Below are 20,460 nucleotides of genomic sequence, written 5' to 3' on the forward strand. Positions count from 1 at the left end.
GACTATTGGAGATCAAATAGTTTGACAGCGACCTTGACCGGAGTACCTGAATCAATCTGGAATCGGTACACATTGTGGTCGTCGTGGCCCGGTAACTCTGTCTCAAATCGTTCGTGACTCTTCGTAGCCTCCCTAGCCTTCTCCTGGATCTCGTTAAACCTTGATCTCCTAGAGAACATCATCAAACACGCGTGAGAGTCACGGACTGTTAGATTCCCCAAAAGCTGATCCATCGCATCTATGAACTGGGCCTGTCCTGACCAGAACTTACATTCCGCAACGAACAGATTCCAGTTCTCATACGGAAGCAGAATATCCGTCTTTCCGCTCCGATTGAAAGACTCACCCTGTGCAATCCCGGCGTAGTGAGAGTTGATGCCAATAAGGAAAATATCACGTAGAGACTCCTCATCCAGATCACGCACCGTATCAACTGACCGCTCAATATTTACTCCGAGATCGTCGATAAGATTCAGAATCTCCAAATAGTGGTTGTCCGGGATAATACTCGGAGAACTGCTGTCGTCAGGTTTTGGAAGTTCAATACTCCGCTTCTTCTCTGGGACTACAAATCCCTGATCCCCTGACCCTTCCGTTTCGACACCAAGTTCCTCCATCACCTGCGTCTTGGTTTCAATCTCTCCCCGACGCCGTTCAATCGCTGAACGAGCCTTGGTCTCAGCCTTCTCCCGCATCTGCCTGATATCTGAATTCAGGTTCTCAACCCACGAGCGGACATCATCTCTCCACCCCTCAATATCAGACCGAAGTTCCTCACCTACCTCTTCCGCATCACGATTCTGCGTCCGGTAATCGAAGTACCTCACAACCTCACTGCTTTTGAGCTTGTCGTACAATGGAGGGTTGAAGTTGTAGCTGCTAGGCTTGTAACGGAATAATTCCTTATTTCCGTCAAACTGGAACTTCACCTTCAGCCTCTCGTATTTTCTCGTTGGTGTGCCTCGACCAAGGCTTGGGATCCCGGTCTGGTTTTGAACTTCTTTCTCAACCTGCCCTACGTCCTCCTTTATAACGTCATAAAGGTGGATTTGAGAAGGCGTATATTTGGAAGAGAAAATTATCGCTAGAGAGTCTGTACTGTTCTCATCCAGTTCTCCCGAGGTGAGGGATGAAATCTCGTCCTCCATTTCCCCCATTTTCTCACGCTTCAAATCGTGGAAATTGTAATCACAGAATAGAGTGCCTCTGTTCCTTCCCATTACCCGGGATTCGCCAGTCCAACATATTGATTCTTCCCCACACAATGGAATGCTGACCAATCCTGTTAATCAGACAAAACTGTACGTCTCAAAAACCAGATCTCGCCCCCTCCTCTAGGGCTCATGCTCGTAGTTCTAGTAATTGTAATTTCCTTGCTGTTTACCCCCATCCAACTCTTGAAGGAAAATTTATATATTACATTCGTCATTAGTTGCTTCAGTCACCGACTTGTGCCGAATATTAGATGAGGAATATTTCAACACAGTCGTTTTTTGAGACGAATTCAAAGACTGCCACATCGGGATACATATACGAATTCGAGTCCACAACTCAGTATATGACTGACGCCGGCCCCGACTCAGGTTGGTTTGAATCGGTTCCACCTGACGACCTCGAAGCCGCCCGAAAGGCCATTGAAAACGGTAGCACAGAAACGCCAAAAGATTGGCCCACAAAGGCTGTTGAGGCTGACTTCGCGGAAGACCAAGAGGAATATTACGATAGACTCCATGAAGCAACAATTTACGCCACCCGAGGAGCCGTACAAGAAAGAGAAAGATCAGATGACCAACAGTTAAAACATAGTATTCGTGCCATGGACGACGCGGAGCGCGTGGCCAACGAGCTCGCCGAACGCGCCGTCGAGTGGGCCGGGAGCCTCTTCGACGACGTGGGGTCCGGCGTCGAGGGCGCCCGGGCGATCGCGGCCCGCGAGCCGGAGAGCGAGGTCGAGCGGCGGGCGGTGTCGCTCGCGGCGCGCGCGGCCGACTTGGACGACGAGCGGGCCGAACTCGCGGCGACGATCGGTCGGATCGCGCCCGCGGTCGCGCCGAACCTCACCGAGATGGCCGGGCCGGAGCTCGCCGCGCGCCTGATCGCGCTCGCGGGCGGCCTGGAGTCGCTCGCGAAGAAGCCCTCGGGCACGGTTCAGGTGCTCGGCGCCGAGGACGCGCTGTTCGCGCACCTCTCGGGGCGGGCCCCCTCGCCGAAACACGGGATCATCTACACGCACGAGTTCGTCCGCGGCACGCGACCGGCGGACCGCGGCTCGGCGGCGCGCGCGCTCGCCGGGAAGCTGACGCTCGCGGCGCGGGCCGACCACTACGCCGGCGAGCGACGGGCGCAGCTCCACGACGACCTCCGGGAGCGGATGGCGACGATTCGCGCCCGCGCAGACGAGGAAGCGGGGAGCGACCGCGACGGCGACGGAGCGGCGAGCGAGGGGGAGGCCGACGATGAGTGAGCCGTCCCTTCCCGACGGGGTCGAGCGCCGCCAGATAGCTGGCGAGGAGCGGTTGGCGACCCGCGGCGAGCCGGTGTACGGCGAGCCGACCGCGGACGGCTGGCGCGCGTGGGACCCCGAGCGGTCGAAGCTCGGCGGCATGCTGGAGCTCGGGCTGGAGACCGGGCTCGCGGGCGGGGAGACGGTCCTCTACCTCGGCGCGGCGAGCGGGACGACCGTCAGCCACGTCGCCGACTTCGCCGGGCCGACGTACGCGGTCGAGTTCGCCCCGCGGCCGGCGCGCGACCTGCTCGACGCCGCCGAACCGCGCGACAGGCTCTTCCCGCTGCTCAAGGACGCTCGGAGGCCCGAGACGTACGCGCACGTGGTGGAGGCCGACGTCGACGCGGTCGTTCAGGACGTGGCCACGCGCGGGCAGGCCGACGTGGCCGTGCGCAACGCGCGGTTCCTCGCCGACGACGGCCGACTGCTGCTCGCGATCAAGGCGCGCAGCGAGGACGTGACCGCGGCGCCGGACGCGGTGTTCGATGACGCGCTCGACCGCCTTCGGGAGGCGTACGAGGTCCTGGAGACGCGGCGGCTCGACCGGTTCCACGAGGACCACCTCGGCGTCGTGGCGACGCCGAAGTGATCACTCGGCCGGTTCGAAGATGTCCTCGATCCGGCAGTCGAAGTGGGCCGCGAGCGCGAACGCCAGCTCCAGCGAGGGGTCGTAGCGCTCGCGTTCGATGGCGTTTATGGTCTGTCGGGTGACGCCGACCGCGGCGGCGAGGTCGGCCTGGCTCTCGCCGGTCTCGGCGCGTCTGTCGGCGATGTCGTTCCTCATGACCGGTACTTGTGATAGCCGACGGCAACGCCGTACACGACGTATATCGCGAACAGCGTCCACGTCGCGCCGTGGAACCAGCCGGGGAGCGTGACCGCGCCGGTCTCGGCCAGCACGAGGCCGCCCGGCAGCCCGAGGACGAAGACGTACGCGAAGACGTTCAGCGTGACCTGGCTCGCCTTTCGGTCGATGGTGCTGTCGCGCTCGTCGTACAGTTCGACGGGGCTGAACCGTTGGACCAGCCCCATACCGAGGCCGCCGGCCCAGTAGAGGGCGACGCCGAGGACGAACCTATCGAGGGCGATGGCCACGAACAGCGCGGCGATGCCGGCGCCGAGCAGTCCGTAGGCGATGCGCTTGTAGCGTTTCCGTGTGGAGGGCCGAGTCGTCGCGGAGGCGGTGTGTTCGCTCATGGTAGGGGGTAAAGCGAGCGGGAACCGTGTGTAAAGCTCGCTTTACAGTAAAGGACACTTTACGTTAGATAATAAAACTGTCGCCGGCGAGGTCACCGGTGGCTCACGAGGGTCGAGACAGTCGTTCGCCGCCGCTCCGCCGTGCTACCACGACGGCGGCGAGAAGCCGGCGTCCTCTAAGATCGGCTTCCAGCGCTTCTGGACCGAGAGCCGCGAGACGTCCATCGCGTCGGCGACCGCCGACTGCGAGCGCTCCTCGCCGCGGATCAGTCCGGCGGCGTAGAGGCTGGCGGCGGCCGCGACGCGCTTCCCGCGGTCGTCGTCGGGGGCGCGCGAGAGGAACAGGTCGACCGCGGTCGAGCGCGTCTCGTCGTCGAGGTCGAGCGAGCGGCACGCTTCATCGAGCAGTTCGATCCACGCCTCGTTGTCGACTCGGTCGCTCGCGCGGTACACGCGGCGAGGTAGTCGCGGGAGGGACATAAACGCCCGCGTCGGCGCGCTCGGAGTTCCCCGCGGTCGCCGGTCTCAAGTCGCACGCGCACGTAGCGCGCGTATGTCGACGCAGACGTGGGACGAGACGCGGGTCCGCGCGCTTCACGACGATCTCGTCGAGCTGTACGAGCCGGTCGACCGGGTCGCCGAACACGGCGCGGACCCGACCGCGGAGCCGGGCGAGGGCGTCAGGCAACTGGTGACGACGATCCTCTCGCAGAACGTCGCCGACGAGAACACGCGGCGCGCCTCGGAGGCGCTGTTCGAGCGGTACGACGACTTCGCGGCCATCGAGGCCGCCGACCACGACGAACTGGCCGAGACCATCCGGGTCGCCGGCCTCCCCGACCAGAAGGCCGCGCGGATCCAGCGCGCGCTGACCGCGATCCGCGAGGAGACCGGCGGCGCGTACTCGCTGGCGTTCCTCGACGCGATGGCGACCGACGACGCGAAGGCGTGGCTGACGGAGATCAAAGGCGTCGGGCCGAAGACCGCCAGCGTCGTGTTGAACTTCCACTTCGGGAAGGCAACGATGGCGGTCGACACCCACGTCGAGCGCGTCTCGAAGCGGTTCGGACTGGTGCCGGAGTCGGCCTCGAACGAGCGCGCCCACGAGGTGCTGGACGCGCAGGTGCCCGACGAGCTGATCTACCCGCTTCACGTCCTCCTGATCCGACACGGGCGGGAGCACTGTTCCGCGCGGGGCGCGGACTGCGACAACCCTGTCTGCGAGGCGTACTGCGACTGCGAGTACTGCTGATACGGTGAGCAAGGAGCGATTCGTGACCGGTTCGGAGTGAATTCTGCTGGTCGCTCGGTGGCGACCGCCTCCCAAAGCCCCGGCCGCTCCTTTGAGTCCCGCCCCGCACAGCACCTCAGACCTCCCCAACCTCGTCGCTGGCGCCGATGGCGCCAGCGACTCCCTCGCGCGGGCTCTCGCGACCTCCGCTTCGCTCCGGCCGCTCGCAGGCACGCGCCGCGCACGATATTTATAAATCATATCGCCGCTGTCGGTCCGTCAGGTTCTTGACTCGGTTTCGCGTACGCTGGTTTGCGCGCGGGTTGCCGAGCCAGGCCAAAGGCGTAGCGCTTAGGACGCTATCCCGTAGGGGTCCGCCGGTTCAAATCCGGTCCCGCGCACTGAGCGGATTTATAACCCAGAGGACGAGCGAAGCGAGTCCTCGCGGTTCGAATCCGGTCCCGCGCATACTGCCTCGAACGAACATGAGAGACATTTTTGGCGCAGGTTCGAATTCCCTCGGCATCCGAATCCGTGTTAGTAGTTATATACTAACAGGGGCGTTGAGTAGCCATGGGAGGGGACCCCGGCGACGCCGATGTCCACCGGGAGACCGGCGCTGCCGGCGATCGGTATCGGATGCTGTTCGAGAACAACCCGATCGTCATCTGGGAGCACGACTTCTCGGCGGCGAAGTCGTATCTGAATTCGCTGAGAGTCGACCCGACGGAGGTCGCGGCGTTTCTCGACTCGCACCCCTCGGAAGTGGCGGCGCTCTTCGACGAGGTCGAAACGGTCGACGTGAACCGGAACGCGGTGGAGTACTACGGGGCGCGTTCGAAGGAGCACCTCCTCGACAACGTCGATCAGGTCCTCGACGAGGAGGCGTGGGATCTCACCGTCGAACTCTGGGCCGGCATCGCCGCCGGGAAGACGCGGTTTCGGGGCGAGACGGTCGCTAACACGTTCGACGGGAAGCGCCGGCACCAGATCCTCCAACTGTACGTCCCCGAGGCGTACGCCGAGACCTACGAGCGCGTGTACATGACCGGGACCGACATCACCGACCTCAAAGAGCGCGAACGCGAGTTACAGCGGGAGCGCGACAAGCTCGACGAGTTCGCGAGCATCGTCTCGCACGACCTTCGCAACCCGTTGGGCGTCGCGCAGGGTCGTATCGCGCTCGCCCGAGCGGACGGAGACCTATCCCACTTGGCGCCCGCCGCCCGGTCGATCGATCGGAGCCTCGAACTGATCGACGATCTGCTCTCCCTCGCCCGCGCGGGCAGTGAGATCGGCGACCTGGACGACATCCCGCTGGCGGCCGTCGTCCGCGACTGCGAGGCGCAGGTCGACGGCGCCGCCGTCTCGCTCGTCGGCGACCTCCCCACGATCCGGGCCGACCGCAGCCGGGTGGGCACGCTGCTGGAGAACCTGCTCAGGAACGCGGTCGAACACGGCGGCGGCGACGTTGCCATCGCCGTCGGCGGCCTCGACGGCGGGTTCTACCTCGAAGACGACGGGGCAGGCATCCCCGCGGACGACAGGGACGCCGTCTTCGACGTCGGGTTCTCGTCGAACGCCGACGGCACCGGCTTCGGGCTGAGCATCGTCGCGCAGATCGCCGACGCGCACGGGTGGGACGTACGGGTGACCGACGGCGCCGACGGCGGAGCGAGGTTCGAGGTCACCGGCGTCGAGAGCGCGTCGTAGGGACGTGGGCCCGCTCGGCGACCCCGCCGCGGCGAGACGGGGGCACCAGACCTCCCGAACCGTGAAGTAGCGACACGAGAGACGACCGGCCGACCGTGTTGACCGACGCCGAGGAACGGCTCGTCGAGGGGATCCTCGACGCGGGCGAGGCCGTCGAGCGTGACACGTTCGAGTTCATGATCGCGGAGGGGCTGCCGGCCGAGCAGCTCCAGGTCCTCGGAGGCGACGGAGACGTCGAGGCGGTCATCGAGAGCCTCGAAGCGAAGGGGCTGGTCGCCACCGAACCGGTCGAGGAGACGGTCCGCGACGCCGGCTCCGTCGAGGACTCGCTCCGCATACCGGGGACCGATTTCGAGCGCGTCGAGCGTCGGTACGTCCACTTCACCGCGAAGCTCGAAGCGAAGTATCGAGAGTAGCTCGCCGCTCGACCGCTATTCCGGCCAGGCCTCGCGCTCGCGTCTGTCCGCCTCGCCGGTGAGCTCCGGCGGGACCTCGTCCAGCAGCACCGGCGCCAGCGACGCGCCGACGTGCCACGCGACGACTTCCTCGTCGAGCTCCTCCAGCCGCACGTCCTGTTGCCCGTAGTACTCGCCGTCGACCGTACAGGACCCGCCGCCGTCGGCGAAACAGACCTCGCCGCGCTCGTCGTAGGTGATCTGGAGGTGCGCGTCGCGCGCGCTGTCGACGAACTCCCACGCGAACCCGTCGTTGCCGACGACGTCGTCGCGGGCCGCGAAGTGGTCGAGCGCCGCGGCCACCTCGTCTTCGACGGGGCCGGTGACCGCGCCGTCGTCCCCGCGCAGGTGGACTTTCACCGGGCTATTGGTGGCGAGCGTGCTCGTCGCGTTCATCAGCCCGGCGGGCTCGTCGCCGTGTTCGAGCCCCTGGACGTGCCCGAGCTCGTGGATGATCGTCGAGTTCATCTCCGCGTCGGAGATCCGGGGATCGACGGTCGCGGTCATCGGGGTCCGCGGTTCGTCGACGAGCAGGTCCGCGCAGCCGAAGTACCGCGCGTCGTCGTCCTCGACGCCGCACCGCTCGACGCGCTCGAAGCGGAGGATCACGTCCGCGGCGTCGGCGTCGGCGACGCGCTCGTACGCGACCGGGTAGCCCAGGTAGCGCTCGTCGTTCCGCTCCCAGTAGCCCGTCGCGGCCGCGACGACGCCCGAGACGTTCCGGTCGACCGCCTCGTCGTCGACGTAGAGGCCGAGCGTCGTCTTCCCGTAGGGGCTCGGGTGGATCACCGAGACGGCCAGCTCGCGCGTCCGGTTCGCGGTCGTCACGACGACCGGGTGGTCGCCGCCGTCGAATCGCACGTCGGCGAACGTGACGGAGACACGCGTTTCCCCGCCCCCGTCGAGCGTCACCGTCCGGTTCGCGCTCGCGGCGGTCCCGTACCGGAACGAGACCATCTGTGCGCCCGCCAGGTCGCCGCGGTTGGTCACGGTCGCCGTGACCGAGAGGTCCTCGCCGTACGCGACGCGCTCCGGGGCCTCGATCCCCGAGACCGCGAACGTCGCCGCCCGCGCCTCCTCGACGACGATCGACCGGGTCGCGTTCGCCTCTCCGACGGTCACTGTGAGCTCGTGCTCGCCGGGGTCGAGCGCCGCGGCGTCGACCACGGTCGTCACCGTCATCGTCCCGTTCGCGGGGACGGACCGGTTCTCCGCGAGCAGCGTCGCGTCGCCGATCCGGACCGTCACCCGGACCGGATCGAGGCTCGCGTTCGGCGCGTCCGAGCCCGCCGCGCCGCTGCCGTCGGCCAGGGCGGCCCACCGCGCGGTGGCCCGGACCGTCGCGCGCTCGTCGTGGCCGAGCGACGCGGGCGCGTCGACGGACTCGATGGTCGGCGAGGCGTCGGTCAGTGACTGCCCGCCGAGGCCGCCGCAGCCGGCGAGCACGACGAGGAGCGCGGCGACGAGGGCGGCGCTGGCGTGACGCATCGGTTACCGGAACCTCGGGACCGGAGACACATAACCTTCGTTTCAGGCGACGACCACGTCCGGTCGGGCGGGCTCGTCCCGTGCCGGCGCGCTCCGATATTGACTCCGCGCGCGGCGCGCTGGTCGCCGGAACGACACCGCCTTGTCGATCGGTCGCGAACCGGATCCGTGACGCTCCGACGCGACGTGCTCGCGGCGATCGACGCCGACCGCGGCTCGTTCCGGCCCGCGCTCTGGGGGCTTCTCGACGAGTACGACCTCGCGCTCGGGAGGACTCCGACGCCGGTCGAGCACCCCGACGACCGAACGGAGCGCGAGGCGCGCTTCGTCGACCGACTCCGGGCGCTCGACGACGCGCCGATCGGGCTCACGCTCACCGGTCCGGCGTACCGCGACACCCCGATCGTCTACGTCAACCGCTGGTTCCGCGAGCGGACCGGCTACCGGCTCGACGACCTCCGCGGCCGGAACCCTCGACTGTTTCAGGGCGCCGACGCCGACGCGGACGCCCGTGCGGACTTCCGCGAGGCGCTGTCGACGTGGTCGGCGGTCACCGTCGACCTCCGCAACCGCCGCCGGGACGGTACCCCGTTCGCGAACCGCGTCACGCTGCGGCCGCTGTTCGGCGACGCGGGCACGGTCACGCACTGGGTCGCCGCGCAGGAGCCGCGGCCGATCGAGGGGTCGGACGCGGGCGTCGAGTGAGCGAGCGACCGCCGCGCACGCCGCTCACCGCAGCGTCGACGTGGGGACGACCGACGGGAACGCGCCGCTCCCGGTCGCGTCCTCGACGACCGCCTCGGCGACGTGTTCGCCGCTGAGCAGGCACATCGGCATCCCGATGCCGGGGTTCGTGTACGCGCCGACGTAGTAGAGGCCGTCGACGCCGGGCGCGCGGTGCGCCGGCCGGAGCGGCCCGGTCTGGTCGAGCGTGTGCGACAGCGCCAGCGCGGTGCCGCGGGGCGCGTTGAACCGCCGCCGGAAGTCGGAGACGCAGGCCGTCTCCTCGAAGACGATCCGGTCGCGGAAGTCGACGCCGGCGTGCTCGGCGAGGTCGTCGAACACCAGGTCGCGGAACCGCTCGCGGGTCTCCGGGTCGTCCTCCAGCCCGGCGGCCAGCGGCACGAGCAGGAAGACGGCCTCGTGGCCCTCGGGCGCCGCCTCCGGGTCCGTCTTCGAGGGGACGTGGACGTAGTACGCCGGGTCGTCCGGCCACCCCGGCTCGTCGAAGATGGCGTCGAAGTGCGGCCGCCAGTCGGTCGGGAACACGAGCGTGTGGTGGTCCAAGTCCACCTCGCCCTCCACGCCGATGTAAGAGAGGTACGCCGAGGGCGCGTACGTCCGCGACTCCCAGTACGACTCGCGGTCGACGGTCCCCGCGGGGAGGAGCTCGCGCTCGACGTGCGGCGGGGCGGCGTTCGCCACGACGCGGTCGAAGCGGGCCGAGCGGGGCGACGCGCCCGGTTCGCGGGGCGCCGACTCCACGGTGAACTTCGGGACCGACGGCTCGATCGCGGCCACCGGCTCGCTCGTCCGGATCGAGACGCCGAGATCCGCGGCGAGGTCGGCCATCGCGTCCACGACGCTCGCGATCCCCCCGACCGGGTGGTAGACGCCGAGGTTCATGTCGACGTGGCTCATCAGCGTGTAGATCGCCGGCGTGTTGTACGGCGAGCCGCCGAGGAAGACGAGCTTGTACTCCGCGATCTGTCGGAGCTTCTCGCTGTCGAAGTAGTCGCCGACGTAGTCGTCCATCTCCCGGAGCTTCGGGAGCGCGCGGCCGGACCGGAGCACGTCGGCGTCGACCATGTCGCGCAGCCGCGAGCGGCTCGGGTAGACGAACCGGTCCATGCCCAGCTCGTACGCCTCCGCCGCGTCCGCGAGGTAGTCGTCTAAGACCTCCCCCGCGCCCGACTCGTAGGACTCGAACAGCGCCTTCTGCCCCTCGCGGTCGGCGGGCATCGACGCGCGGTCGCCGTCCTTCCAGATCACCTCGTACAGGGGGTCGAGTTCGATCAGGTCGTAGTAGTCGTCGGTCGAGCGCCCGAAGTGCTCGAAGAAGCGGTCGAACACCTCCGGCATGAGGTACCACGAGGGCCCGGTGTCGATCCGGAACCCGTCGCGCTCGATCCGCCCGGCGTACCCGCCGGGGTGGTCGTTCCGCTCGAAGAGCGTCACGTCCGCACCCGCGTCGGCGAGGTGGCTGGCCGCGGCGAGGCCGCCGAAGCCGGCGCCGACGACCGCGATGGACTCCCCGGCGAGCGGCTCGCCCGCGTCCGACCGCCCCGCGTCCGGTTGGGGTGACATTACGTCGTGATAAGCGGCCGACCACGTTTACCCTGCGGTCATACCATGTTAGGGGCGTCGCCGTCGGTCGGATCCAGCGCGTCCGTCAGGCGTCGTCTCCGACGCCGTCGCCCTGGAGCCGCCGGGCGCCCAGCGCGAACAGGCCCAGCCCGATCAGGTAGAGCCGCCACCCGCTGTTCGCGACCGGGAACCGGCGGTCGACCGGCTCCGCGACGTCGAGGTCGGGGTCGCGCGGCTGGACCGGGTTGTCGACGTGGACCGACTCGCTGGTGCCGCCCGCGCCCGCGTCGACGGTCCGGCTCCCCGTCTCCGGGTCGATCCGCACGTCCACGAACGTCTGGACGAGCCCGTCGGCCGTCGAGTAGAGGACCTCGCCGTCCAGCCGGAAGAAGCGGTCGCGGAGCGGCCAGAAGGCGTTGACCCCGTCGAGGTGGGTCCAGTCGATCGCGACGTGCGCGAAGGCGTGGACGAAGAGGGCGACCCACGCGACGGCGACCCACCGCGCCGAGAGCCGCTCGCGGACCAGCGACCGCTCCCGGACGCGCGTGTCGTAGTACAGCGCCAGCGCGGCGACGCCGGGGAGGACGAAGTTGTGCCCGACGGTGCGGTGCGCGCCCTCCATGATCACCCCGAGGAAGCTGTCCGCCTCCGGGAGGACGAGGACGACGAGCAGGACCGCGAGCGCCCGCCGGTCGTAGTACGCGCCGAGCAGCCCGGCCGCGAGCAGCAGCGCGAACCCGGCGTGGACGACCGTGGAGGGCATTCAGCGGGCCACCTCCGGGCCGCCCGTCGCCGCACCGCCGCGCCGGAAGCGGACCGCGAGCGTCGCGGCCGCCGCGGCGACGACGACCAGCTGCCACCCGCCGTCAATGAACCGGAACTCGCGGTCGGCGGCCGGGTCGAGGCCGGGGCGCCCGTCGGGGTTGACCCACGAGGCGACGGGGTCCGCGACCGCGCCGCCGGCGGTCCGGAGCGGCAGGACGCCGGACCCGTCGCCGCCGGACGCGAGGAACGTCTGGACGACCCCCTCCTGCGTCGAGAGCACGAGCCGCCCGCGGACGACGTAGCGCGCGTCCTCCAGCGGGTACAGGAGCGCCGCCCCCTCGCCGGCGAACAGCGCGGACCCGATCCCGGCGACGACGAACGACGCGAGCGCGACCCACGCGACCCGCACGCCGCGGCGACCGAACCGGTCGCGGAGCGCCGACGCCGGGCGCAGCGACGTGTCCCAGTGGACCGCCGCGCCGACGAGCAGCGGCGCCCAGACGGCGTGGAGGAGGGCGTTCGTCGCGCCCGGGACGACGAGGCTCGCGGCAGCGTCGAGGGAGGGGACGACCGCGGCCGCGACGACGACCGCGACCGCCCGCCGGTCGAACGCGCCGCCCAGCAGCGCGGCCGCGAGCAGCGCCCCCACGGCCGCGCTCACGAGCGTCGGAGCCATACCCGTCCTGACGCTCGGAGGCGAATAAGCGCTCCGGGCGGGTCAGTCGCGGTCGTCCGGATCGGGGTCGGCGGTGTCCGCGTCGAACTCGAAGCCGTCGGCGTCAGCGTCGAGACCCTCGTCCAACTCCGCTTCGCGGTCGTCGCCGGGTTCGTCGTGAGTCTCGTCGGGGCCGCCGTCGGCTTCGTCGAGAACCCCGTCGCCGCGATCGACCGTGAGGCGGTCGCCGTCGTCCCCGTCGTCCGACTCGTCGCTCTCCCCGAGCAGCGCGACGGCCATCAGCCGGGCGCCGCCCGCGATCAGGTTCGTCAGGTGGAGGCCGACAAGCAGGCCCACGACCCCGACGCCCGCCGCCAGGGCGGCCTCCGGCGCCGTGTCGATCGCCCACACCGCCGGCTCGCCGTTCACCTCGCCGAACTGCGGCGCGTAGGGGTACCGGGCCGGGGCGGCGACGAGCGCGAGCGACCGCGAGAGGACGGCGAGCGGCGCGAACGCCAGGACTGTGACCCAGAACTTCAGCGAGACGAACCCGAGCCCCCGCCAGGTCGACGGCGCCGACAGGTACGCCCGAACGGTCGCGACCGCGCCGGACGACCCGCCGTCCGCGGCGGCGGGGAGGTCGTCCGCCGCGACCAAGTCGGTGCCGAGCAGGCGGTTCGCCAGCCACCGTTCGAGCCCGGCGGCGATCCGCGAGGCGACGACGGCCGCGATCAGGACGCCGACCCCGACGAGGATGACCGAGAAGACGATCCCGAACGCGAGCGCGAAGGTGACGAACCCGGTGTAGACGAACCACAGCGGGACCGCGATCAGCAGGTACAGCAGGCGGCGATACGTGCGGCCGTCGGCGACGACGCCGACGACCGGGAGGGCTGCCAGCGGTCGGAGGGAGACCATATCCCGACTGGTTCGCCGTCCGACAAAAATCGATCGCTCGACGGCGGTCGGCCCGCCGCGGGGAGCCGGCTCAGCCGAGGAAGAAGTCGATCGCGTTGCCGGACGACTGGCCCTTGTACAGCTCGGAGTAGCCGCAGTCGGCGCAGGAGACGACCACGAACCGCCGGTTCTGGACGTCGAACATCTTGGTCAGTCCCGTCCCGCTGGTGGCTATCTCGTCGGTCTCCGTCTCGGTGCCGCCGCACTTCGGGCAGCCGTCCTCGCCGCCGCCGAGGGACTGCGGTCGGTCGCCGGTCGCCGCCTCGCCGCGGCCGGTGGGCGACCCGCCGTCGCCGCGCTCGCTCTCGTCCGTCGATTCGTCGCCGCCGAAGACGGAGTACTTCGTGTCGTCGGTTTCGGAGGGCATCGGTCCCCCCTGCTCGGCCGAGGAGTAAACGTCTTGTGCCGTCGCTAGGCGGACCCGTCGTCCTCGTCGTCCCCGTCGTCGAGTTCGTCCGCGAGCGCGTCGGCGACGCCCGTGTAGCCGGCGGGCGTCAGCGCGTTCAGCTCCGCGCGGACCGACTCGTCGACGTCGAGGTCGTCGAACAGCTCGCGGAAGTCGTCGAGCGTCACCGACCGACCGCGCGAGAGCGCCTTCACGCGCTCGTAGGCCTCGGTGTCGCCCTCGCGGCGCAGTATCGTCTGGACCGCCTCGCCGATCACCTCGGGGGTCGCGTCCAGCTCCTCGCGCATGACCGCCTCGTTCGGGACGACCTTGCCGAGCCCGTCGGCGGCCTTCGAGTAGCCGATCAGGCAGTGCGCGAGCGCGGCGCCGACGTTGCGCTTGACGGTGGAGTCCGAGAGGTCGCGCTGGAGCCGGGAGGCGGTCACGTAGTCGGCGAGGAAGGTGAGGTCCGAGTTCGCCTTCGAGAGGTTCCCCTCGCTGTTCTCGAAGTCGATCGGGTTCACCTTGTGCGGCATCGTCGACGAGCCCGTCTCGCCCTCGACGGCCTCCTGCCCGAGGTAGCGGTCGGAGACGTACAGCCACGCGTCGAGGTCTAAATCGAGGAGGACGTTGTTGACGCCGCGGAGCGCGTCGAAAAGCGCCGCGAGGTCGTCGCAGGGGTTCACCTGCGTTGCGAGCGCGGTGTGTTCGAGGTCGAGCCCGCGCACGAACGACGCGGAGAACGCCCGCCAGTCGACGTCGGGATAGGCGGCGTCGTGGGCCGCGAAGGTGCCCGAGGCGCCGGCGAGCTTCCCCGAGAGGTCCCCGTTCGCGACGACGACCCGCCCGAGCGCGCGGCCCAGCCGGGCGGCGTACACGGCCATCTCCTTGCCGAAGGTGGTCGGCGTCGCGGGCTGGCCGTGGGTGCGCGCCAGCATCGGCGTGTCGCGGTGTTCGCGGGCCAGATCGGCGAGGGCGTCGCGCACCTCGCGGACGGCGGGGACGATCACCTCGCTCACCGCGTCCTTGACGAGGAGCCGGTGCGCGAGGTTGTTCACGTCCTCGCTGGTGAGCCCGAAGTGGATCCACGGGTACAGCGACTCGGCGTCGTCGAGGGGCGCGTCGGGGCCCTCCGCGACCTCGGCCAGCCGGACGCGGAGGAAGTACTCGACCGCCTTCACGTCGTGGTTGGTCGCGTCGTACCCCTCCGCGCCCTCGGTCTCCAAGTCCTTGATCAGGCGGGCGTCCTCGGCGGAGAACTCCCGGTAGATTCCGCGGAGCGCCGCCTCGGTCGCCTCGTCGAAGCCGATCGGCGTCGCCGAGAGCGCGCCCAGCGCGAGCAGGTACTCGACCTCGACGCGGGTCCGGGCGCGCATCAGCGCGGCCTCGCTCGCGTACGGAGACAGCGGCGCCGTTCGGCCGGCGTAGCGGCCGTCGAGCGGGGAGACGGCCGCGAGCGGGTCCGACCGTGACAGCCCCGAGATGGCATCGTCGGTCATGCCCGCGACTGCCCCCGGAGCCAGCAAAAGCGTGTCGATAGGGTGTCGCACGGACGTGGATCTGAATCCGCCTCGAACCGCCACAAAACCACTCTCCGATCCCCGATCGTGTACACACACGCGGCGCGGACCGCAATCGATATACCCGATCGGTCGGACGTTCGCGTATGAAGATCGCGGGACTCGCGAGCAACCGGGGACGGAACCTCAGACACATCGCCGACGCCGCGCCTGGCGGGGCGGAGCTGTCGGTCGTCCTGACGAACCGCGAGCAGGCGCCCGTGTTGGGCGCCGCGACCGAGCGCCGGATCCCGACCGAGGTCGTCGGGCGCGAGAACGGGGAGTCGCGCGAGTCGCACGAGCGCCGGATCGTCGAGCGGCTCTCGGACTACGACGTCGACCTCGTCTGCCTGGACGGCTACATGCGCGTGCTCACCGACGAGTTCCTCGACGCCGTCCCGACGACGCTGAACGTCCACCCGTCGCTGCTCCCGTCGTTCCCCGGCGCGGACGCCCACGAGCAGGTCCTCGACGCCGGGGTCCGGACGACCGGGTGTACGGTCCACGTCGTCACCGAGGAGGTCGACGCCGGCCCGGTCGTCACCCAGGAGCCGATCCCGGTGTACGAGGACGACGACGCCGACTCGCTGAAGGCGCGCGTCCTCCGCGAGGCCGAGTTCACGGCGTACCCGCGGGCGGTCCGCTGGTTCGCCGAGGACCGCGTGACGGTCGAGCGGGACGCCGACGGCGAGCCGGTCGGCGTCGCGGTCGACGGCGACGTGGGCGGCGACTTCCCGGAGCGGCGGTTCGTCTCCGAGGAGCGGTCCGCCTCGCTGCGCTACGGCGAGAACCCGCACCAGGACGCCGCCCTCTACGTCGACGACGGCTGCGAGGAGGCGAGCGTCGTCGAGGCCGACCAGCTGAACCCCGGCGCGAAGGGGATGGGGTACAACAACTACAACGACGCCGACGCCGCGCTCGACCTCGTCAAGGAGTTCGACGAGCCGGCGGCCGCCGTGATCAAGCACACGAACCCCGCCGGCTGCGCGGTCGGGTCGGACCTCTCCGACGCGTACGACCGCGCACTGCGCACCGACGCGAAGTCGGCGTTCGGCGGCATCGTCGCGCTGAACCGCGAGTGCGACGCCGACACGGCGACCGCCGTCGCCGACTCGTTCAAGGAGGTCGTCGTCGCGCCCGGCTACACCGACAGCGCGCTCGACGTGCTCCGCGAGAAGAAAAACCTCCGGGTGCTCGACGTGGGCCCGCTCGGCGAGGGCGACGAGCGCTTCTCCGAGCGGTTCACGGAGAAGCCCATCGTCGGCGGGCGCCTCGTCCAAGAGCGCGACCGCCAGTCGCCGACCGCCGACGACCTGGAGGTCGTCACCGAGCGCGAGCCGACCGACGAGCAGGTCGAGACGATGCTGTTCGCGTGGAAGACGCTGAAACACGTGAAGTCGAACGGCATCCTCTTCGCGACCGGCACGGAGACGGTCGGCGTCGGCATGGGGCAGGTCTCCCGCGTCGACGCCGTGACGCTCGCGGCGATGAAAGCCGAGAAGGACGCGGAAGGGAAATCCGCCGAGGGCGCCGTGATGGCCTCGGACGCCTTCTTCCCGTTCCCGGACGCGATCGAGGAGGCGGCCGACGCCGGCATCGAGGCCGTCATCCAGCCCGGCGGCTCCGTCAACGACGAGGACGTGATCGCCGCGGCCGACGAGCGCGACATGGCGATGGCGTTCACCGGGTCGCGCTGCTTCCGGCACGACTAGGCTTCGCCGACGCTGCGCCGCCTCAACTCTGTGGACCGCCGTCGGGGTACCAAACGGCCTGCCCCGGCGTGTGGTGATGCCAGTGGTCGTCCTCGCGGAGGAGCCGCGCGTCGCGCCACCTGAACCGAGCGTTGGCGACGTACGAGAACGGATCGGGCGTCCCGGTCGGAGTCAAAAGCGAGCGCTGGCAGGCGGTGAAGCCACGGCGCGTGCGGTCGCTGGTGGACTCGAACCTGTGGTCGACCGCGTCGTCGCTCCCGTCCTCCTCGCGTCGAACCGTCAGTCCGTCGGTCTCGCCCGTCGGCGGCGCGGTCGCGTGGAGCGGGTCGTCGAACGACGCGACCAGCCGAATTCGGTCGACGTCGTAGCGGTCACCACTGCTGTCGACATCCCCTCGGTCCTGAATTGTTCCCCGCATCGAGAGCACCACCCGCGTGCGGTCCGGGCCGGGGGCGATCCGAAGGTCGTCCCGGCGGGTGAAGCGTCCCGCCTCGTTGCGGCCGTGGACGTACGCGGTGCCGAGCGCCCGCCCTCGGTCGTCGAACCCGTTCGGGTACCCCGGCAGCTCCGGATCTACCTCGCAGGCTGCGTGGGGCGGGTTCAAGATGCGGTCGAGCGCGTCCGGGAGACCGCCCGGCACGCCGACGCCTTCGAAGACATGCGTGGCGAGGACCTCACCGTACGGGACTACGGCGGCGACGGGCGTCGTCGGATCCCAACTCTCACCAGCGAGGCCGTAGGCGCGACCGTCGCCGGCGCAGATGTCCGCGAGCGTTGCCTGCGCGTTGCGACCGACGACCGCGACCGGCGTGGCGCCCCGCAGCGCGGCAAGCGCCTCGTCCAGATCCGGGTTCCTCGCCGGAAACAGTGCGAGCCGGCCGCCCGTCGGGTCCTCGACGGTAAGTAGGTCCGCGCCGTCCGGCAGCGGCACGCCGTCAGCGACGTAGAGCGGGTCGATGTCGGTGAGTCGGGTCGGAGGGGGCGACGCCGACGATCCGCCTATCCGGGCGTTACAGCCGGCGATACCGCCGGCGAGTCCGGTCGTAACCGCCGCGAGGAGGGAGCGACGCGAGCGGGGAGGCATGCGCGCTCGGATACTCCGCCGTGGCACCTCAATCCTCTGGCTCCACGCTACCCGTCCCAGTCGCTCGGGACGTACTGGTCGAACGCGGGGTCGGCCGAGCGGGCGAGCGGCCGGAACGCCCGCTCCCCGTCGACCCGGAACTCCTCGATCCGCGACTGTCCGGGGCCGGTGAGGTAGCCGACGTAGGACATGGCGAGCGCGTACGCCGCGTCGTGTCGCGCGGGGTTGACCGGGATGACGGCGTACTCGTTCCGGAGGAGCGGCGGCGGGTCGTCGATGCCGCGGTCGACGTGCCGCGCGAGGGCGCCGTCGCCGCCCACGGCGAGGAAGGTGCCGCGGTCGACGAGCGTGTACGCGCCCGACTGCCGGGCGGCGATCAGCGTGTCGCCCATCCCCTGGCCGGTTTCGAGGTACCACTCGCCGCCGGGGTCGACGCCCGCCTCGTCCCAGATCCGTCGTTCGCGGATGTGCGTCCCCGAGCGGTCGCCGCGCGAGAGGAACGTCGCTCCCGCGTCGGCGACGGCTTCAAGCGCCGCCACCGGATCGCCTCCTGCGACGCCCGCGGGGTCGTCGGGCGGCCCGACGACCAGGAAGTCGTTAACCATCACCCGCCGCCGGTTGACGCCGTGTCCCTCCCGGAGGAACTCGTCTTCCAGCGGGCGGGCGTGGACGAGCACGGCGTCGCAGTCGCCGTCCCGGGCGGTCCGGAGCGAGGCGCCCGTCCCCCGAACCACCGACTCCACCCGCGCCCCGAACCGGTCGGCGTACCCCCGGTTCAGGACGGGGAGCAGCCCGCTGTCGTACGCCGTCGTGGCGGTCGCGAGCGTCACCGTGCCGCGGTCGCCGGAGGGCGTCTGGGCCCGGGTCGTACAACCGGCCAGCGAGGCAGCACCGCCGAGGCCGAGCGCCCGCAGGTACTGTCGGCGACGCATGTGTGACGTGATCGGAATTGCCTACACTTCCGTAAGAAGTAACCGGTCGTTGTTTCCGTTCGGGAACGCGGTCCGCCCCGGTGCGGTCGACCCCCGTCGTCCCGTCGAACCGACAACCCCACGCGGACCGCCGGATCGACGGCGCTTTTTTCTCGGGATCCCCTTGGCTCGAAACAGAGACGACCGTGGCGAAGTTCGGCAACTCGGTACGGCTGCTCGGGGACCGCGAGTTCGCGGCGCTCGCCGGGACCGCGTTCGCGCGCAGCCAGGCGTACTCGACGATCCTCATCGCCCTGGCGCTGTACGCCGACCTCTTCGGCACCACCGGGTTCATCGAGGGGCTGTTCGGCACCGCGTTCGCGATCGTCCAGTTGGTCATCGTCCTGCCGCTGGGGCGGAAGGTCGACACCGGGAACGCGAAGCGGTGGCTGCTCGGCGGCTTCCTGATCAACGTCGCCGTCTTCGTCGGCTTCGCGCTGGTCGACAGCTCCGTCCACATCATCCTCGTGCGGATGGTCCAGGGCCTCGGCGCGAGCGTCCTCTGGATCACGGGCGCGACCGTGATCGGCGAGATCAGCCCGGACGACGAGCAGGGGCGGTGGCTGGGCTCGTACAACCAGTTCGCCTCCTTCTCGTCGCTCGCGGGCGACCTCGTCGGCGGCTACCTCCTGTACGCCTACGGGTTCTCCGAGACGTACCTCGTCTTGACGCTCGTCACGCTCGCCGCGTTCGCCTTGGTGTTCGCGTTCCTCCGCGACAACCCCGGCGGGCGGAAGGATCCCGAGGACGCGGGGGGGATCGAGACGTTCCGGTCGCTGCTCGGGCTCCCATTGCTGCGCGCCTTGGTCTTCTTCCGGTTCACGTTCAGCGTCGGGAAGATGGCGGTGATCATCTTCCTCCCCATCTACGCGCGGACGACGTTCGGCATCTCGGCGTTCGCCATCGGCTGGATCATGGCGGGCGGGAAGCTGACGAAGGCGCTCACGCAGGGGTTCGTCGGCGACCTCACCGACCGCTACGAGCGCACGTACCTGTTCGTCGCCGTCGGCGCGCTCCTGTACGGCGTCGGCACCGCGACCATCCCGCTCGCGGCGTACTTCGAGGGGACCCTCTCGCCCGTCACCGTCTCGTACCTCGGCGACTCGCAGACGCTCGGCGGGGCCTTCTTCGCGCTGTTCGGCGCCTACTCCCTCCTCGGGATCGCCGACTCGATACGCCTCCCGGCGAGCATGTCGCTGTTCGTCAGCGAGGGCGAGGCGTACGACTCCGTCGCCAGCGCGATGAGCCTCCGGTCCGTCTCGTGGAAGGTCGGCCAGGTCGTCGGGCCGGTGCTGGTCGGCGTCACGATGGACGGGACGAGCACGGAGACCGGGTTCCTGCTCGCGGCCGGGTTCATCGCGTTCGCGACGGTCGGCTTCGCGTGGCAGGCGCGGGGGGCCCACCGCGCGGCAAGCGACCCGGGGCCGGCCGTCCCGAGCGACGACTGACCCGCGCCGGCGCGGCGCCCAGCGGGC

General features: G+C 69.4%; 21 protein-coding genes and 1 tRNA gene. 9 read left to right on the forward strand and 13 right to left on the reverse strand.

Features of this window, described 5'->3' with window-relative positions; genetic code table 11:
* Window positions 1-2: 2 nt before the first annotated feature.
* Complete coding sequence (locus HPS36_RS01675; RefSeq protein ID WP_173228262.1) at window positions 3-1,220, reverse strand: hypothetical protein; 1,218 nt, start codon at window positions 1,218-1,220, stop codon at window positions 3-5.
* 338 nt (window positions 1,221-1,558) lie between these two features.
* On the opposite strand from HPS36_RS01675, the gene HPS36_RS01680 reads away from it, so the two are divergent.
* Both HPS36_RS01680 and HPS36_RS01685 read left to right on the forward strand, forming a co-directional pair.
* Window positions 1,559-2,464, forward strand: a complete 906-nt coding sequence (locus tag HPS36_RS01680; protein ID WP_173228263.1) for an NOP5/NOP56 family protein — start codon at window positions 1,559-1,561, stop codon at window positions 2,462-2,464.
* On the forward strand, window positions 2,457-3,095 hold the full coding sequence (locus HPS36_RS01685) for a fibrillarin-like rRNA/tRNA 2'-O-methyltransferase (protein ID WP_173228264.1): 639 nt from the start codon (window positions 2,457-2,459) through the stop codon (window positions 3,093-3,095). The genes HPS36_RS01680 and HPS36_RS01685 overlap by 8 nt, the downstream gene beginning before the upstream one ends.
* On the opposite strand, the gene HPS36_RS01690 is transcribed toward HPS36_RS01685, so the two are convergent.
* From HPS36_RS01690 to HPS36_RS01700, 3 genes are all read right to left on the reverse strand, one after another.
* On the reverse strand, window positions 3,096-3,290 hold the full coding sequence (locus HPS36_RS01690) for a helix-turn-helix transcriptional regulator (protein WP_137715451.1): 195 nt from the start codon (window positions 3,288-3,290) through the stop codon (window positions 3,096-3,098).
* On the reverse strand, window positions 3,287-3,703 hold the full coding sequence (locus HPS36_RS01695) for a DUF2178 domain-containing protein (protein ID WP_173228265.1): 417 nt from the start codon (window positions 3,701-3,703) through the stop codon (window positions 3,287-3,289). Before HPS36_RS01695 ends, HPS36_RS01690 begins: the two co-directional genes overlap by 4 nt.
* 144 nt (window positions 3,704-3,847) lie before the next feature.
* Window positions 3,848-4,156, reverse strand: a complete 309-nt coding sequence (locus HPS36_RS01700; protein WP_121561973.1) for a transcription initiation factor IIB family protein — start codon at window positions 4,154-4,156, stop codon at window positions 3,848-3,850.
* Between the two features lie 100 nt (window positions 4,157-4,256).
* Between HPS36_RS01700 and HPS36_RS01705 the strand changes: the two genes are divergently transcribed.
* From HPS36_RS01705 to HPS36_RS01720, 4 genes are all read left to right on the forward strand, one after another.
* Window positions 4,257-4,955 carry an endonuclease III domain-containing protein gene (locus HPS36_RS01705; protein ID WP_173228266.1) on the forward strand — a complete coding sequence of 233 codons (699 nt, stop codon included), beginning with the start codon at window positions 4,257-4,259 and terminating at the stop codon, window positions 4,953-4,955.
* Between the two features lie 295 nt (window positions 4,956-5,250).
* Window positions 5,251-5,335: transfer RNA gene (locus HPS36_RS01710), tRNA-Leu, on the forward strand.
* Window positions 5,336-5,507: 172 nt separating this feature from the next.
* Window positions 5,508-6,647 carry a PAS domain-containing sensor histidine kinase gene (locus tag HPS36_RS01715; protein ID WP_173228267.1) on the forward strand — a complete coding sequence of 380 codons (1,140 nt, stop codon included), beginning with the start codon at window positions 5,508-5,510 and terminating at the stop codon, window positions 6,645-6,647.
* 95 nt (window positions 6,648-6,742) lie between these two features.
* On the forward strand, window positions 6,743-7,063 hold the full coding sequence (locus HPS36_RS01720; protein ID WP_173228268.1) for a hypothetical protein: 321 nt from the start codon (window positions 6,743-6,745) through the stop codon (window positions 7,061-7,063).
* Between the two features lie 15 nt (window positions 7,064-7,078).
* On the opposite strand, the gene HPS36_RS01725 is transcribed toward HPS36_RS01720, so the two are convergent.
* On the reverse strand, window positions 7,079-8,590 hold the full coding sequence (locus HPS36_RS01725) for an Ig-like domain repeat protein (RefSeq protein WP_173228269.1): 1,512 nt from the start codon (window positions 8,588-8,590) through the stop codon (window positions 7,079-7,081).
* A gap of 168 nt (window positions 8,591-8,758) precedes the next feature.
* On the opposite strand from HPS36_RS01725, the gene HPS36_RS01730 reads away from it, so the two are divergent.
* Window positions 8,759-9,295, forward strand: coding sequence for a PAS domain-containing protein (locus HPS36_RS01730; RefSeq protein ID WP_173228270.1), 537 nt, complete (start codon window positions 8,759-8,761; stop codon window positions 9,293-9,295).
* A 24-nt stretch (window positions 9,296-9,319) separates the two neighbouring features.
* Here the strand turns inward: HPS36_RS01730 and HPS36_RS01735 are convergent, their stop codons facing one another.
* The 6 genes from HPS36_RS01735 to purB form a co-directional block, all read right to left on the reverse strand.
* The gene (locus HPS36_RS01735; protein WP_173228271.1) at window positions 9,320-10,897 is read right to left on the reverse strand and encodes a phytoene desaturase family protein; all 1,578 of its coding nucleotides are present in this window, start codon (window positions 10,895-10,897) and stop codon (window positions 9,320-9,322) included.
* An 85-nt stretch (window positions 10,898-10,982) separates the two neighbouring features.
* Window positions 10,983-11,660 carry a metal-dependent hydrolase gene (locus tag HPS36_RS01740; protein ID WP_173228272.1) on the reverse strand — a complete coding sequence of 226 codons (678 nt, stop codon included), beginning with the start codon at window positions 11,658-11,660 and terminating at the stop codon, window positions 10,983-10,985.
* Window positions 11,661-12,338 (reverse strand): hypothetical protein, encoded by a 678-nt coding sequence (locus HPS36_RS01745; protein WP_173228273.1) that lies wholly within the window; start codon window positions 12,336-12,338, stop codon window positions 11,661-11,663.
* A 42-nt stretch (window positions 12,339-12,380) separates the two neighbouring features.
* Window positions 12,381-13,235: a sensor domain-containing protein gene (locus tag HPS36_RS01750; protein ID WP_173228274.1), complete on the reverse strand. Its 855-nt coding sequence runs from the start codon at window positions 13,233-13,235 to the stop codon at window positions 12,381-12,383.
* A gap of 70 nt (window positions 13,236-13,305) precedes the next feature.
* Complete coding sequence (locus tag HPS36_RS01755; RefSeq protein ID WP_173228275.1) at window positions 13,306-13,641, reverse strand: zinc ribbon domain-containing protein; 336 nt, start codon at window positions 13,639-13,641, stop codon at window positions 13,306-13,308.
* 44 nt (window positions 13,642-13,685) lie between these two features.
* Window positions 13,686-15,158: an adenylosuccinate lyase gene (gene purB / locus HPS36_RS01760; RefSeq protein ID WP_173228276.1), complete on the reverse strand. Its 1,473-nt coding sequence runs from the start codon at window positions 15,156-15,158 to the stop codon at window positions 13,686-13,688.
* Between the two features lie 167 nt (window positions 15,159-15,325).
* On the opposite strand from purB, the gene purH reads away from it, so the two are divergent.
* The gene (purH, locus tag HPS36_RS01765; RefSeq protein ID WP_173228277.1) at window positions 15,326-16,930 is read left to right on the forward strand and encodes a bifunctional phosphoribosylaminoimidazolecarboxamide formyltransferase/IMP cyclohydrolase; all 1,605 of its coding nucleotides are present in this window, start codon (window positions 15,326-15,328) and stop codon (window positions 16,928-16,930) included.
* A 22-nt stretch (window positions 16,931-16,952) separates the two neighbouring features.
* Here purH and HPS36_RS01770 read toward each other — a convergent pair whose 3' ends face one another.
* A complete protein-coding gene (locus HPS36_RS01770; protein WP_173228278.1) occupies window positions 16,953-18,014 on the reverse strand; it encodes a hypothetical protein in 1,062 nt (353 codons plus the stop codon).
* Between the two features lie 47 nt (window positions 18,015-18,061).
* Window positions 18,062-18,946, reverse strand: a complete 885-nt coding sequence (locus HPS36_RS01775) for a substrate-binding domain-containing protein (protein ID WP_173228279.1) — start codon at window positions 18,944-18,946, stop codon at window positions 18,062-18,064.
* A 185-nt stretch (window positions 18,947-19,131) separates the two neighbouring features.
* On the opposite strand from HPS36_RS01775, the gene HPS36_RS01780 reads away from it, so the two are divergent.
* Window positions 19,132-20,433: an MFS transporter gene (locus tag HPS36_RS01780; RefSeq protein ID WP_173228280.1), complete on the forward strand. Its 1,302-nt coding sequence runs from the start codon at window positions 19,132-19,134 to the stop codon at window positions 20,431-20,433.
* Window positions 20,434-20,460: the final 27 nt, after the last annotated feature.

This window comes from Halorubrum salinarum (assembly GCF_013267195.1).
Classification (GTDB): Archaea; Halobacteriota; Halobacteria; order Halobacteriales; family Haloferacaceae; genus Halorubrum; species Halorubrum salinarum.